This window comes from Mycobacterium sp. 852013-51886_SCH5428379 (genome assembly GCF_001665575.1).
Lineage (GTDB): Bacteria > Actinomycetota > Actinomycetes > Mycobacteriales > Mycobacteriaceae > Mycobacterium.
This window is the reverse complement of sequence record NZ_LZSU01000051.1, coordinates 132,138-146,681: the sequence shown is the minus strand read 5'-3', so window position 1 is coordinate 146,681 and position 14,544 is coordinate 132,138. Positions and strand designations below refer to the sequence as shown.

Annotated in this window: 7 protein-coding genes and 1 tRNA gene; 2 read left to right on the top strand and 6 right to left on the bottom strand. The window is 69.1% G+C overall.

What is annotated here, in order from left to right:
* Nucleotides 1–3 precede the first annotated feature (3 nt).
* Nucleotides 4–1,224, bottom strand: a complete 1,221-nt coding sequence (locus tag A5757_RS20840) for an Ig-like domain-containing protein (RefSeq protein ID WP_066838130.1) — start codon at nt 1,222–1,224, stop codon at nt 4–6.
* A 150-nt stretch (nt 1,225–1,374) separates the two neighbouring features.
* Between A5757_RS20840 and A5757_RS20835 the strand changes: the two genes are divergently transcribed.
* Nucleotides 1,375–1,450 (top strand) — tRNA-Lys (locus tag A5757_RS20835).
* Nucleotides 1,451–1,513: 63 nt separating this feature from the next.
* On the opposite strand, the gene A5757_RS20830 is transcribed toward A5757_RS20835, so the two are convergent.
* Nucleotides 1,514–1,735, bottom strand: a complete 222-nt coding sequence (locus A5757_RS20830) for a DUF3618 domain-containing protein (protein ID WP_066838127.1) — start codon at nt 1,733–1,735, stop codon at nt 1,514–1,516.
* A 104-nt stretch (nt 1,736–1,839) separates the two neighbouring features.
* Here A5757_RS20830 and bcp point away from each other — a divergent pair, with 104 nt between their 5' ends.
* A complete protein-coding gene (gene bcp / locus A5757_RS20825) occupies nt 1,840–2,313 on the top strand; it encodes a thioredoxin-dependent thiol peroxidase (protein WP_066838124.1) in 474 nt (157 codons plus the stop codon).
* 6 nt (nt 2,314–2,319) lie between these two features.
* Here the strand turns inward: bcp and A5757_RS20820 are convergent, their stop codons facing one another.
* The 4 genes from A5757_RS20820 to A5757_RS20805 form a co-directional block, all read right to left on the bottom strand.
* Complete coding sequence (locus tag A5757_RS20820) at nt 2,320–3,651, bottom strand: dipeptidase (RefSeq protein WP_066838108.1); 1,332 nt, start codon at nt 3,649–3,651, stop codon at nt 2,320–2,322.
* 17 nt (nt 3,652–3,668) lie between these two features.
* On the bottom strand, nt 3,669–4,487 hold the full coding sequence (locus A5757_RS20815; RefSeq protein ID WP_066838105.1) for a formate/nitrite transporter family protein: 819 nt from the start codon (nt 4,485–4,487) through the stop codon (nt 3,669–3,671).
* A gap of 74 nt (nt 4,488–4,561) precedes the next feature.
* The gene (locus tag A5757_RS20810) at nt 4,562–4,954 is read right to left on the bottom strand and encodes a holo-ACP synthase (RefSeq protein ID WP_066838104.1); all 393 of its coding nucleotides are present in this window, start codon (nt 4,952–4,954) and stop codon (nt 4,562–4,564) included.
* Nucleotides 4,955–4,963: 9 nt separating this feature from the next.
* Nucleotides 4,964–14,245: a type I polyketide synthase gene (locus tag A5757_RS20805; RefSeq protein WP_066838102.1), complete on the bottom strand. Its 9,282-nt coding sequence runs from the start codon at nt 14,243–14,245 to the stop codon at nt 4,964–4,966.
* Nucleotides 14,246–14,544: the final 299 nt, after the last annotated feature.

Below are 14,544 nucleotides of genomic sequence, written 5' to 3'. Positions count from 1 at the left end.
GGGTCAGACGCCGGCGTTACCGGACTTCCACTGCTCCCACGGGATGTTCCAGTCGCCCAGACCGTCGACGCCCGACAGTGTCGGACCCACGGTGTTGACGACCTCGACGATGTCGCCGCGCTTGGTGTTGTCGAAGAACCACTTCGCGTTCGACGGGCTCACGTTGAGGCAGCCGTGGCTGACGTTGCTGTAGCCCTGGCTACCCACCGACCACGGCGCAGAGTGGACGTAGATGCCGCTGTAGGACATCTGGGTGGCCCAATCCACCTCGGTGCGGTACCCGTTCGGGGAGTTCACCGGAACGCCGTACGTCGACGAATCCATCACCAGATGCGAGTACCGGTCGCCGACGATGTAGGTGCCGTTGTCGGTCGGCGTGCTGTTCTTGCCCATCGAGATCGGCATGGTCTTGACGACCTCACCGTTGCGCCGGACGGTCAGCGTCTTGGTGGAGTCGTCGGCCGTGGCGACGACGGAGTCGCCGATGGTGAAGTGCGTCGACACGTTCTCTTGGCCGAACAGGCCGTCGCCCAGGTCCACCCCGTAGGTGTTCACGTCAACGGAGACCTTGGTGCCGGGCTGCCAGTATTCGGCGGGTCGCCAACGGACCTCGCGGTTGCTCAGCCAGTAGAAGGCTCCCTCGACCGGCGGCTCGGTCTTCACCTTGATGGCCTGCTGGGCCGCCAGCCGGTTGGTGATGCTCTCGTCGAAGCGGATGGCCACCGGCTGCCCGATCCCGACGACCTCACCCTCATTGGGCATGACGTAGGGCATCGTCAGGTTCGCCGGCGAATGCGTCTCGAACGTCATCTGCCGCTTGGTCACCCCGCCCAGACCCATCGACGACGCGCTCAGCGTGTAGCGCTCGTTGTAGCCCAGCGGATCGGTGGTCTCCCACTTCAGACCGTCTGCGCTGAGCTTGCCCTCGACCTGCTCGCCGTCCTCGTCGACCATCGACACGGACCCGAGGACACCGCCCTCGGCGGAGACCGTGACAGGCGAGTCGACAGAAACGCCCACGGCGCCGTCGGTGACCGTCGTGGTGACCTCGGGCACCAGCAGATCGCCGAACGGAGTCCCCTTGTCGGAGATCACCTGCGGCGCATCCGGTGCGGACTCAGTTGAGCAGGAGGTGAGCCCCAGCACGACTGCGGGAACCACCACCATGCCCGCCCACCAGGTTCGTTGACTGCGCGGACGGGTCGCTGATCGGACCTGCCACATTGCTCGTTCTCCTCTTATCCACCGCATGCCGGTTTCGTACGGAAAGTTTGGAATCAGTCTACGGGCTACGCCGACAAGCACGCCGGACTCGAACGCGGCACGGACGGCGATTTCACGCAGCGCCGCGTGGCCTGTTATCGTCTCATGCGCGCGCCGTTAGCTCAGTTGGTAGAGCAGCTGACTCTTAATCAGCGGGTCCGGGGTTCGAAACCCTGACGGCGCACCACCCGAAAACCCCGCCCCGGCGGGGTTTTCGCCGTTTCCGGGCAGAGCGGTTGGAAAGGGTGTGTCAGCGCGAGCGACGAACCGCGATCACCACGACCACCAGCGTCACGCCGGCCAGCGAGGCGGCAACCGCGGGCTGGGTCACGAACTGGATTAGGCGGGCCTTGACGTCATCGGCCAGCCGGCGCGGATTGGCGCGTTCGGCCAGGGTGTCGACGGTCAGCGCCAGCTGATCACGCGCCGCGTCGATGTCCTTCTTGATCGAATCGGGATCCCGGTCCGCCACGTCAGTTCCTCCAAGTCCCGTACAGGGTCCTCAAGTTCGGTCAAGCCTTCGCAACTACCCTAGAGCAGCCGGTACCCCGGCCGAGAAGAAGGGACGACACAGGCATGCCGCAGACCCCGCGCCTCGAGGTGGGCGACACCGCACCCGGCTTCAGCCTCCCCGACGCCGACGGCAACACCGTCAGCCTGTCGGACTTCGGTGGCCGCAAGGTGATCGTGTACTTCTATCCGGCCGCCTCGACGCCCGGCTGCACGAAACAGGCGTGTGACTTCCGCGACAACCTCGCCGAACTCGACGGCGCCGGACTCGCCGTGGTGGGGATCTCCCCCGACAAGCCGGCCAAGCTCGCCAAGTTCCGCGACGCCGAGGGCCTGACGTTCCCGCTGCTGTCCGATCCCGACAGGGAGGTCCTCACCGCGTGGGGCGCCTTCGGCGAGAAGAAGATGTACGGCAAGACCGTGCAGGGCGTCATCCGCTCCACGTTCGTTGTCGACGAGGACGGCAAGATCGCCGAGGCGCAGTACAACGTCCGCGCCACCGGTCACGTCGCCAAACTGCGCCGCGACCTTTCGGTCTAGGCCGTATTAAGCCCGGCCCAGCTTCTCCAGCAGCAGCGCCTCCGCGGTCGCCGCACGCTCCAGCACCCCCAGATGCAGGCTCTCGTTGACGCTGTGGGCCTGCGTACCCGGATCCTCGACGCCGGTCACCAGGATCGCGGCGTCCGGGAACGCCTCGGCGAACTCGGCGATGAACGGGATCGACCCGCCCATCCCCATGTCCACCGGCTCGGCACCCCAGGCCTGCTCGAAGGCAGCGCGCGCGGCGTCGAACACCGGTCCGCCCGCATCGATCGCGTAGGGCTGGCCGACGTCGCCGGGCGTGACGGTCAGGTGCGCCCCCCACGGCACGTGCGCTTCGAGGTGCCGGGTCAGCGCGTCGAGATGCGCCCGCGCGTCGCCACCCGGCGCGACCCGCATGCTGATCTTCGCCCTGGCCTTGGGGATCAACGTGTTCGACGACCGGTCGATCGGCGTCGTGTCGATGCCGATCACCGTGATCGCGGGTTTGGCCCACAGCCGCTGCACCACCGACCCGGTACCGACCTCCTGTACGCCGTCCAGCATTCCGGACTCCTCGCGCACCCAGTCGGGCCCACGATCCACGTCGGCCGCGCCGGTTTCGTGCAGGCCCGCGACCGCGACGCTGCCGTCATCGTCGTGCAGGCTCGCCAACAGTCGCACCAGCACGCTCAGCGCGTCGGGCACGACCCCGCCCCACAGCCCGGAGTGCAGGCCGTGGTCGAGCGTCGCCACCTCGACGACGCAGTCGGCCAGTCCGCGCAGGGACACCGTGAGCGCGGGCCGCTCGGTGCTCCAGTTGTCCGAGTCGGCGATGACGATGACGTCCGCGGCGAGCAATTCCTTGTGCGCGGCGAGCAGGGCGCCCAGCGACGGGGATCCCGACTCCTCCTCGCCTTCGACGAACACCGTGACCCCGACCGGAGGTCGTCCACCGTGGGCACGGAACGCCGCGAGATGGGTGGCGATGCCGGCCTTGTCATCGGCGGTACCGCGGCCGTAGAGCCGTCCGTCGCGTTCGGTCGGTTCGAACGGCGGCGACGACCACTGCGCGGGATCGCCTTCGGGCTGGACATCGTGGTGGGCGTACAGCAGCACCGTCGGCGCACCGAGCGGCGCGGGATGCCGCGCGATCACCGCCGGGGCGCCGCCCTCGGCGACGATGCGGACGTCGTCGAATCCGGCCGCGCTCAACAGGTCTGCGACGGCCTGCGCGCTGCGCTGCACCTCGGGGCGGCGCGCGGGATCGGCCCACACCGATTCGATGCGGACGAGATCCTCCAGATCCGACCGCACCGACGGTAAGACCTGCTGCACCCGCGCCACGACGTCACTCATGGCACCGAGGTTAATGCTCAGTCCTTTTCGGCTTCGTTGCGCTCCTGCTCCAGGCGGTCCTTGCTCCGCAACAACCGCAGCAGGGTCACCAAGACCAGCCCGCCGACGACGTTGAGGACAGCGGTGTAGCTGAACCAGGCCAACCAGTCCCAGTAGCCGAACGCGGCCTGGCCGGTGATCAGCGCGCCGAAGATCAGCAGCGAATCCAGGATGGAGTGGAACATCTGCAGGCCGGCCAGCAGGAAGCCCCCGGCGACCGCGGCGGCGATCTTCCCGATCACCGCGTCGGTGCCGTGCTGCATGCGCGTCATCAACGTGATCACCATGCCGCCCAGCAGCGCCAACGCCACCGACTCGAGGTTCAGCGGGGCGAATACGTAGTGGCTCGCCGACTCGACCGTCTTCTCGTGCAGCTTCGGGTACGCCGCCATGATCAGCCACATGAGGACCCAGCCGCCCACGAGGTTGGCGACGAGTGTGCCGCCCCAGAGTTTCAGCAGCTGGCCGAAATGCGCGCGTTTGGCGACGACCGTGGTCACCGGGACCAGGAAGCCCTCGGTGAACAACTCGCTGCGGCCGAGCAGCAGCGCCAGGAAACCGATCGAGAACGCCAGACCAGCGAGCAGCGGGTTTCCGGTGGCATGCAGCACGGACAGATAGGCGAGGACGCCGACGGCGATCTCGGTACCGCCGAAGAAGCCGGTGACCAGGACCTCGCGCCAGCCACGGTGCAGGCGCTGGGTGCCTTCGTCGACCATCCGCTCGAAGGCGTGCTCGAGCGCGTCCTCGATGGGGCTGTCGGAATCACCGAGCTCGCGTTGGCTGGCTTCGGCCACAGTGTGTCCTCACGGTCGGGCGACAGGGCGATGCCCGAGTACCCGGATGCCGGGCGACCATGCGGAAACGAGGGCTACGGCTCTTCGATGATCGCGACCGCGGCCGCGGTGTCCCCGTCGTGGGTCAGCGACACGTGGATGGTCGCCTCGCGCAGGTGGTCGGCGATGTCGCCGCTCAGGCGCACCTTCGGCCTGCCCCACATGTCGGTCACCACCTCGATGTCGCGGTGGATGCCCTCGGGCAGCACCGGACGCTTGGAGAACCGTGAACCCGACCAGGCCTTGATCACCGCTTCCTTCGCCGCCCAGCGGGCTGCCAGGTGCCGCGCCGCCGACGAACTCTTGTCGGCGGCGTCGCGGCGCTCCCCCGGCGTGAACGTCTCCGCGAACACTGTGCCCGGCTGGTCCACCTGCTCGGCGAAGTCCGGAATGGAGACCAGGTCGATCCCCACCCCGACTATCGCCATGCGCGCAAACTACCGCACATACACGCCGTCCTCACCGAGGCGGGCGGTCGCGTCGAGCAACATCGCTGCCTCCTGACGCTTCTCCGACGAATCGTCGTCGAAGCGGCGTCCGGCGGGCCGCTCGTACATCGGCCTGCCGCCGGCGATCGCCGACGCCAGCCTGCGCTGACCGGCCAGCGTGCGCTGTTCGGCCCGGCGAAGGTAGTCCGCGCGCTGCTCCGCATCGAGCGAGGCGAGGAACGCCTGCGGATGCACCAGCGCGATCAGACCCGACACGTGCCCGAAGCCGAGGCTGGTGACCAGACCGGCCTTGAGCGGGAACTTCTCTCCGAGCCGCAGCGTCTCGCGCGGCCAGACGAAGTGCCCGGACGTGGCCATCTCGTCGTCCACGCAGTCCAGGCTGCGGTTGGGCGGGATCACCCCGTCGCGCAAGACCTGGCACAGCCCCATCATCTGGAACACCGCGGCACCGCCCTTGGCGTGGCCGGTCAGCGTCTTCTGGCTGACGATGAACAGCGGGTTGCCCGGCGATCGGCCCATCGAATCGGCAAGCCGCTCATGCAGTTCCGTCTCGTTGGGATCGTTGGCCAGCGTGGAGGTGTCGTGCTTGTAGACCACCGCGACGTCGTCGGCGCCCACCCCCAGCTTCGCCAGCGACCGCGCCAGCACCGAATCCCTACCGCCCCGACCGGCGCCCAGCGCACCGAGACCCGGCGCCGGAATCGATGTGTGCACACCGTCGGCGAAGCTCTGCGCGTACCCGACGACCGCTAGCACCGGCAGACCCATCTTGACCGCGAGATCGCCGCGGGCCAGCAGGATCGTGCCGCCGCCCTGCGCCTCGACGAAGCCGAGACGACGACGGTCGTTGGCACGGGAGAACTTCGAGTCGCTGATGCCCTTGGCGCGCATCATCTGGGTGTCGGCGGTGGCCGCCATGTCGCCGAAGCCGATGATCGCCTCGAGCGTCAGGTCGTCGAAGCCCCCGGCCACGACGAGTTCGGCCTTGCCCAAGCGGATCTTGTCCACACCCTCTTCGACGGACACCGCCGCGGTCGCACATGCGCCGACCGGGTGGATCATCGCGCCGTAGCTACCGATGTAGGACTGAACCACGTGCGCAGCAACGACGTTCGGCAAGACCTCCTGCAAGATGTCGTTCGGCTTGTTCCGACCGAGCAGGTTGCCGTGGTACATCGTCTGCATCGATGTCATACCGCCCATACCGGTGCCCTGCGTCGAGGCAACCAGGCTGGGATGCACCCAGCGCATGAGTTCGGTCGGCGTGAATCCCGAGGACAGGAATGCATCGACCGTCGCAACGATGTTCCACAGCGCCACCCGGTCGATCGAGTTCGCCATGTCGGGCGTGATGCCCCACACCGTCGGATCGAAGCCGGTGGGGATCTGCGCGCCGACCGTGCGGGACAGCTTCGTCTTGCGCGGCACGCGGATCTCGGTGCCCGCCTTGCGGATCACCTGCCAGTCACCGGAATCCGGGACCGGACGGACCACCGTGTGCTCCGGGTCGTACTCGACGAACTGGCGCGCCTCCTCCTCGGAGGACACCACGAACGAGAAGTCCTTGTCCAGGAAGACACTGACCAACAGCGGTGAGGCGTGATCGGGATCGATCGCACCGTCATCAACGAACTCGCGAATTCCGCATCTTTCGACGACCGCGTCGTGGTAGCGCTCGACCAGCTCCTCCTCGGGCACGAGCTCACCGCTGGCCGTGTCGTACCAACCCGGCTTCGGATCGTCCTCCCACGTGAGAAGACCTGTGGTCCACGCCAACTCGAGCACACCGGCCGCCGACAACTCGTTGTCGACCTCCATCTCGTAGCGCGTCCGCGACGAACCGTAGGGCCCGAGCTCCGCGCCACCGACGATGACCACCAGGTCCGCGGGGTCGACGTCGATGTCGGCCCACTCGGGTGCGGGTGCGGGCGAATGCGTGCGCGGCGGCGACGGCAGCGCGGCGATGGTGCCCACCGCGGATCCGTCCACCTCGTCGTCGGTGGGAGCGCCGCCGGCCATGTCCTCGCGGGCCTTGGCGGCCAGCGCGGCCATGTCGAGCTCGACGTCGCCGAGGCCGCCGGTCAGATCGGCCTCGATGGGCGCGCGTGCCGCGGCGACCTTCGATTCGATATCGCACAGCGACAACAGCATCGAAGCCATCTCCGCGGTGGTGTACGTCCGCACACCGGCCTCTTCGACAGCGCCGACGATGGCGTCGTTGTGCCCCATCAGGCCGGTGCCCTTGGTCCAGCCGATCAGCGCGTGAGCGAGCGAAACACGCTGCGCCCAGGACGATTCGGCGTTCCATCGGGTCACCAGCGCGTCGAGCGCGGCTTTGGCCTCGCCGTAGGCGCCGTCACCGCCGAACATGCCGCGGTTCGGTGAACCCGGGAGCACGACGTGCAATCGGGAGGCGATGTCGCGCTCCGCGCCGATCGACGAGAGTCCGCCGATGAGCCGCTGCACGGCCCACAGGAGCACCTTCATCTCCATCTCCGAGCGCGAACCGGCCTCGGACATGTCGCCGGCGACCCGGGGTGCGGCGAACGGGAACAGCAGCGTCGGGGTCTGCGCGTCCTTGAGGTGGATCGACTTCGGGCCCAGGTTCTCGGCCTGTTCGGAACCGACCCACGACACCAGCGCGTCGATATCGGAGTAGGACGCCATGTTGGCCGGCACCACCCACAGCGTCGCGCCGAACCGGGCGTGGTCGCGGTAGAGCTTCTTGTAGAAGTCCAGCCGGGCGTCGTCGAGGCGCGACGTGGTCGCGACGACCGTGGCGCCGCCGTCGAGCAACTGTCCCACCACGGCCGAGGCGATCGAACCCTTCGACGCACCGGTCACCACGGCGACCTCGTCGCTGTAGCGACCCCGGCCGGGGTTCTCGGCGCCCGCGGCGATCCTGCCGAACAGCGACGCGTGAATCTGACGGCCGGCCGCAAGGGCACGCCCCTGCCACCACGTCGCCTGGGTGGCGACCACATGGCCCGCGCCTTCGAAGCGCTCGGACAGGTGCTGCCAGTCGGCGTCGACATCGTCCTCGTCGGCGAGCCAGATCTTGACGAGATCCTCACGCGCACTGGCCCAGCGGTCGTCGAACACCACGGCTTTGCGCGCGTCGAACGCCGGTGCCACCAGACGCGGCCAGTCCGAACCGAGTTCGGCGGTGACCAGATCGATCAGGTCGGCGTCGGTCGCGGACTCCGGTGCGCTGACGGCGTTCTCGAGGCCGAGCTGACCGAGCACCAGGCGGGCGGCCGAGGCCAGCACACCATCGGGACCGGTGACCGTCTCGGCGAACTCGGCCAGCGCGGCCGAGTCGACCACGCCACCCGCGGCACCACCGGCCGACGGCAGCGACACCGACACGCCCCTGCGGGCACCGACCGCGGCGACCGCGGCATCGATGGTCTTGTCGACCGCAGCCACGTCGGCCAGCGCACCCTCGTGCAGACCGCCCAGTGCGCCGCCGCGGACACTGCTGCCCTCGCGGGTACCCAGCGCCACCTCGGCGGTGACGTGCTTGGCCCAGCCGGGGCCGAGTTCCCAGGTCTTGGTGACGCGTTCGGCGATGTAGGCCGGGCGCTTGCCCGACGGTCCGAACACCGTGCGGAGCTGATCGTTGATCGCGTCCGTCAGAACCGGCCCGAACGGCTTGTAGGTGCGGGCCAGCTTGGTGACCTGACCCTTGAGCGCACCCAGATCGGCTTCCGCCGCACCGTCGATGGCGCCCAGGTTGAGCTCGGAGCCGAGGTCGACGAGCAGCTGGTTGCGCCGCGACGACGCACCGTCGGTGATCGTCTCGATCGAATCGAGCCCTTCGATCTGGTCCAGCCGCATCTTCGCCGACAGCGCGATCAGCGCGACGGTGGCATCGGCGGCGTCGAACACCAGATCCTCGGGGCGGGGCCCGCCCGACGGCGCGGCCGCCGGTGCGGGAGCGGCGGATTCCGCGGCGGGTGCGGCAGGTGCCGCGGCCTCCGGCTCGGCAGCGGGCAGATCGATCGGATCCTCCGCCGGATCCTCATCACTGGCGAACAGCACCGCGGCGTCCCGCTCACTGTTGAGCACCTCGACCGTGCTGTGCGAGTACTCCGGCAGCTTCAGCGTGTTGGTGGCCAGGCCCGCGACGGTCGGCGCGGACTTCACGCCGATCTCGACGAACCGCTCCACACCGAGTCCGCCAGCGGCCTCCTCGATGAACAGCAGATCCTGGGTCTCGATCCACCGGACCGGGCTGGCGAACTGCCAGGCCAGCAGCTCGATCACAACCTTGCGGCACAGTTCGCGCGGCTTCTCCTCGCGCCAGGTGTCGTAATCGGCGAGGATCTCGTCGAGCGGTTCGGCCGGCACCAGGTCCCGGATTTCCTGGATGAAGTCGCGGTCCAGCGTGAACGGCCGGGGCACCAGGTTCGGGATGTACTTGCCGATCAGCAGTTCGGGATCGGCGTCGCGCGGCATGACGCGCTCCAGCGAGCGGCGGAAGTCGGCGACACCGACCCGCAGCACCGAGGAGTGGAACGGCACGTCGATGCCGGGCACCAGGATGAAGGACCGCTTGCCGCCGCTGAGCTCGCGGCGCCGTTCGATCTCCTCCTCCAGCGCCTCGAGTCCGCGCACCGTGCCGGCGATCGCGTACTGCGAGCCACGCAGGTTGAAGTTCACGATTTCCAGGAATTCACCGGTATTCCGGGACACCTCAGCCACGAACTGTTTGACGTCGTCGTCGTCGAGGTCGATCTGACTCGGCCGGATCGCGGCCAGCCGATAGTTCGACCGGCCCAGCTCGTCGCGCGGCACGATGTCGTGCATCTTGCTGCCGCGATGGAACACCACCTCGAGCAGCGCCTCGAGCGGGTAGACGCCCGACACGCACGCGAGTGCGGTGTACTCGCCGACGGAGTGACCGCACGCGATGGCGCCTTCGACGAACGCGCCCTGCTCCCGCATCTCGGCGACCTGTGCGGCCGCGACGGTGGCCATGGCGACCTGGGTGAACTGCGTCAGGTACAGCACGCCCTCGGGATGCTGGTAGTGCACGCCGGAGGCGATGAGGCTGGTCGGGTTGTCGCGCACGACGTGCAGCACCGAGAAGCCGAGTGTCTCGCGGGTGAACTTGTCAGCCGAGTCCCACACCTTGCGGGCGGCCTTGGAGCGCGAGCGCACCTCCATGCCCATGCCCTTGTGCTGGATGCCCTGGCCGGGGAAGGCGTAGACAGTCTTGGGCGCCGCGAGCCGCGCGGTCGCGGACATCACCAGATCCGTGCCGACCTTGGCGGTCACCTCGAGCACCTCGGCGCCGAGGTCGACGCCGACGCGGTCGACCCGGAAGTCGATTTCGTCGCCGGGCAGCACCATGCCGAGGAAGCGAGCGGTCCAGCCGATGAGCCGGGCCGGCGGCACGGCCTTGCCGTCGGTCGCGGTGACGACGTGCTGGGCGGCGGCCGAGAGCCACATGCCGTGCACGATCGGCGATTCGAGGCCGGCCAGCAGGGCGGCGGCCCGATCGGTGTGGATCGGGTTGTGGTCACCGGAGACGACCGCGAACGGCCGCATGTCGACCGGCGCACCGATCGTGACGTCGCGGCGGCGACGGCGCGGGGTGTCGGTGGCGTTCGCCGAGATGGCGCCGCCGGCCCGCAGCGGATCGGTCAGTTCGGCGGCACCGTTGCGGCCGCGGATCGCGAACCGCTCCTGCAGGGTGGCCAGCGCGGTGCCGTCGGGTCCGGTGACGGTGACCGATACCGGGACGACCCGGCCGACCTCGGTGTCGGTGGCCGTCGCGGCCGTCGCGGTGACCGTCAGTTCGGCCGGTTCGGCGGGCAGCGCCGCGAGCAGATGGGCGGCATGGTCGAGGTGGACCAGGCTGAGCAGACCCTCGATGACGGGGAACCCGGCGTCGGTGGCCGCGGAGCCGATGGCGGCGAACACGGCGGGCCAGCAGCGGCCGACCAGCGCGTCGGGCACGACGGTCAGCGTCGGCGCGAGCGGCGCGCCGAAGGTCGCGGTGACGCCGGTGTGGTCGGCGACCAGCTCCGGATCCCACGCGACGGTCGCCGTGGCGGTGCCGTCCTGAACGGGAGGCAAATCGGCAGGCCCGCCCGAGCTTTCAATGCCGGCGGCGATCGCGAGCACGGCGCGCATCGCGGCCGCGGCGTCCTCGGTCGTCACCAGCGGCGCGCCGCCGCTGCGGATCACGTCGGTCAGGGTGAAGCGGATCTCGATCCAGGTGCCCGACAGCGGGACGCTCAGCACGACGTGCTGATCCCCGGGTCGCTCCGCTCCTGCCCGCAGGACCTGATCACCGGCGACCTCGAGCCGCGCTCCGGTCGACGCATGGGTGGCGGTGCGGCCCCCGTCGCGTACCTGCCAGTCCTTGGCCGCGGCGATGCGGTGGACGGGGTTGACCGCGGTGCGGCCGGCCCACAACACGTCGGGGGCGTCGAGCAGCACGGCCAGCGGGCCGTCGACGTCGACGCGGCCCTGCCGCCGGCTGATCACCGGCCGGGGGGCAGACCCGTCTTGCGGTGCGTGGCTCATTACCTCGTCCACGGCGGCCTGTTCGAACCGGTCCAGCAGATCACCGACGGGTTCGTCGACGCGGGTGATGCCGGCGACGGCCTGCGTGCCGGGGATGATGCACACCTGATCGGCGCTGTAGCGCGCGTCATGGGCCTGCCACAGCGAGTCCGACCGCCACCAGCGGCGCACGTCCTTGTCGATGACGGGCACGAAGTTGACCGGCTTGCCGAGCATCTTGCACAGCTGGATGAAGAACGGCACATCGGCCGGGTGCAGCTGCACGTGCTCGGCGTCGGGATAGCGGCTCAGCAACTCTGTGAGCGCCGCTTCGGGATCCTCGAGCAGCTCCTCGGAGGCGAACAGCGTGTCGATCGGACCGTGGTCCTGCTGATGCAGCCGGGCCTCGGCGCGCTGCAGCATCTGCTGGAAGCGGTCGCGCCAGGTGATGTCGAGCCACAGGGACCCGGCTTTGCTGGTGTCGGCGGTGCTGCTGCCGTCGCCGATCGAGAGTTCGACGTAGCGGCGCAGCCACTGCAGATAGGTCATGTCCGCCACGTCGCCGAAGTACGGCTTGGCGGTCCCGGCCATCGCGGCGATGATCTCGTCGCGGCGCTCGGCGACCGCGTCGGCGTCGCCGGCGACGTCGTCGAGCAGGCGTCCGCACCGCGAGGCGGCGTTGTCGATCTCGTGGATGTCGGCGCCGAGCTGGCTGCGCCCGGAGGCCATCCCGCCCTGCGCCTTGCCGGCGCCGACCCAGTGCTCGGTGCCCTTGGTGTCCACCAGCATCTGCTTGACCTGCGGCGAGGTGGTGGCCTCGAGGGTGGCCATCGCGGCGGTGCCGACGAGAATGCCGTCGACAGGCATGGCCGGGAAGCCGTAGACCTGCGACCAGCGGCCGGCCAGGTACTCGGCCGCGCGCTCGGGTGTGCCGATACCGCCGCCGACGCAGATCGTGATGTTGGACCTCGACCGCAGCTCGGAGTACGTCGCGAGCAACAGGTCGTCGAGGTCCTCCCACGAGTGGTGGCCACCGGCGCGGCCGCCTTCGATGTGGACGATGACGGGTGTGGCCGACACCTCTGCGGCGATGCGGATGACCGAGCGAATCTGCTCGACGGTGCCGGGCTTGAACACCACGTGGCTGATGCCCAGGGTGTTGAGCTCGTCGATCAGCGCGACGGCCTCTTCGAGGTCCGGGATGCCCGCGGTGACGACGACGCCGTCGATCGGGGCACCGGCCTGGCGGGCCTTCTGCACCAGACGCTTGCCACCGAGCTGCAGCTTCCACAGGTACGGATCGAGGAACAGCGAGTTGAACTGGATCGCCCGGCCGGGCTCGAGGAGCTCGACCAGCTCGTCGACGCGGTCGTTGAAGATCTGCTCTGTGACCTGGCCACCACCGGCCAACTCGGCCCAGTGGCCGGCGTTCGCGGCGGCGGCGACGATCTTGGCGTCGACCGTGGTGGGGGTCATCCCCGCCAGCAGGATCGGCGACCGTCCGGTCAGCCGGGTGAACTTCGTCGACAGTTTGATCGAACCGTCAGGCAGTCGCACGGTGGTCGGCGCGTAGCTCGACCAGGGGCGGGCGACCTCGGGGACGGCGCCGACGGTGAACAGGTTGCGCTGTCCGCCGCGGGTGGCCGCCGGCACGATGCCGACACCGAGTCCACGGATGACGGGCGCGGTGAGGCGCGTCAGGATGTCCCCGGGACCCAGGTCGAGAATCCAGCGTGCGCCGGCGTCATGCAGAGCAGTGACCTCGTCGACCCAGTCGACCTGCTTGACGAGGATGGCCTCGGTCATGTGCCGGGCGAGCGCGACGTCGATGCCGACGGCTTCGGCCCAGCGGCCGACGATGTCGATGCCGTCACTCAGGCGGGGGGTGTGGAAGCCGACCTCGACCTGCACGGGCTCGAACACCGGCGCGAAGACGGCGCCGCCGCGGATCTTGTTCTTGCGCTCGGCCTCTTCCTTCTCCGCGATCTGGTTGCAGTACAGCTCGAAGCGGGACAGCTGCTCCGGGGTTCCGGTGATGACGACGGAGCGGCGGCCGTTGCGGATCGAGAGCACCGGCGGCAGGACGGTCCGCACATCGGTGGAGAACTCCTCGAGGAGCTCGTAGATGCGCTCGGGGTCGGCGTTGGTGACCGAGACCATCGGCGGTCGGTCACCGAGCACGGTGATGCCGCGGCGGCGTGCGACCAGCGTGCCCGCGGCGCCGATCAGCTGCGCCAATGCGAGGAGCTCGACGTCCCTGGCGCCGGAGGCACGCAGTGCCTCGACGGCCAGCACGCCCTGGGAGTGTCCGGCGATCGCGACGGGTGGCGTCTCGTGCAGGTCCATGCCCTGGCGCGCGAGCGCGCGCACCGCGGCGATCTGGGTGAGCAGCACCCCGGGCACCGAGACCGCGGCCGACGTCAGCTGCTTGGCCGACGGCGTGGCCTCCTCGGCGGCGAGCGCGCGGACCCACTGCAGCGGCTCGAAGCCGATGGGGCGGACGACGACCAGTTCCCGGGCGACGGGCTCGAGCAGCAGCTGCGCCTCGCCGGCGAGCGTGGCGAGTTCGGATTCGATACCGGTCGAGGACACCAGTTCCTCGAGCGTCTCCAGCCACGCACTGCCCTGGCCGCCGAACGCGACCGCGTAGGGCTCGCCGGCGGACAGCCGATCCACAAGTGCGTGGGTGGACGTGGCTCCGGACTCTCCGTCCCGGCCGGTGGACACCCTGTCGTGCTCGTAGATCGTCACGTCTTTCCCATCTCCTCAGTACTGCTTCACATCGTTCGTCGAACGTGCGCGGTTGGTCATCGCGGTGGTGGCCGGGCTCCCCTGCCCGGGACCGACGGCGATTCGGCGTCGAATCCGGCCGGTCGTGATGCACCCGCGATGTCCGCTGTGGCGCACCGCCCAGCCCTAGTAAGAGTGTCATAAGAAGAGGGGGTGAAATTGGGCCCGAAATGGTTACTGACGAGTTCTACGCTCGGGTAACCGTCCGTTGGATAACACGCTGTCGGACCGGCGGATCCGGGCTGTGGAACAAACGTCCT

Bases quoted from the DNA above. Each gene is read 5' to 3' on its own strand.
- A5757_RS20840 (WP_066838130.1), bottom strand. From the start codon at position 1,224: ATGTGGCAGGTCCGATCAGCGACCCGTCCGCGCAGTCAACGAACCTGG.
- bcp (WP_066838124.1), top strand. From the start codon at position 1,840: ATGCCGCAGACCCCGCGCCTCGAGGTGGGCGACACCGCACCCGGCTTC.
- A5757_RS20820 (WP_066838108.1), bottom strand. From the start codon at position 3,651: ATGAGTGACGTCGTGGCGCGGGTGCAGCAGGTCTTACCGTCGGTGCGG.
- A5757_RS20810 (WP_066838104.1), bottom strand. From the start codon at position 4,954: ATGGCGATAGTCGGGGTGGGGATCGACCTGGTCTCCATTCCGGACTTC.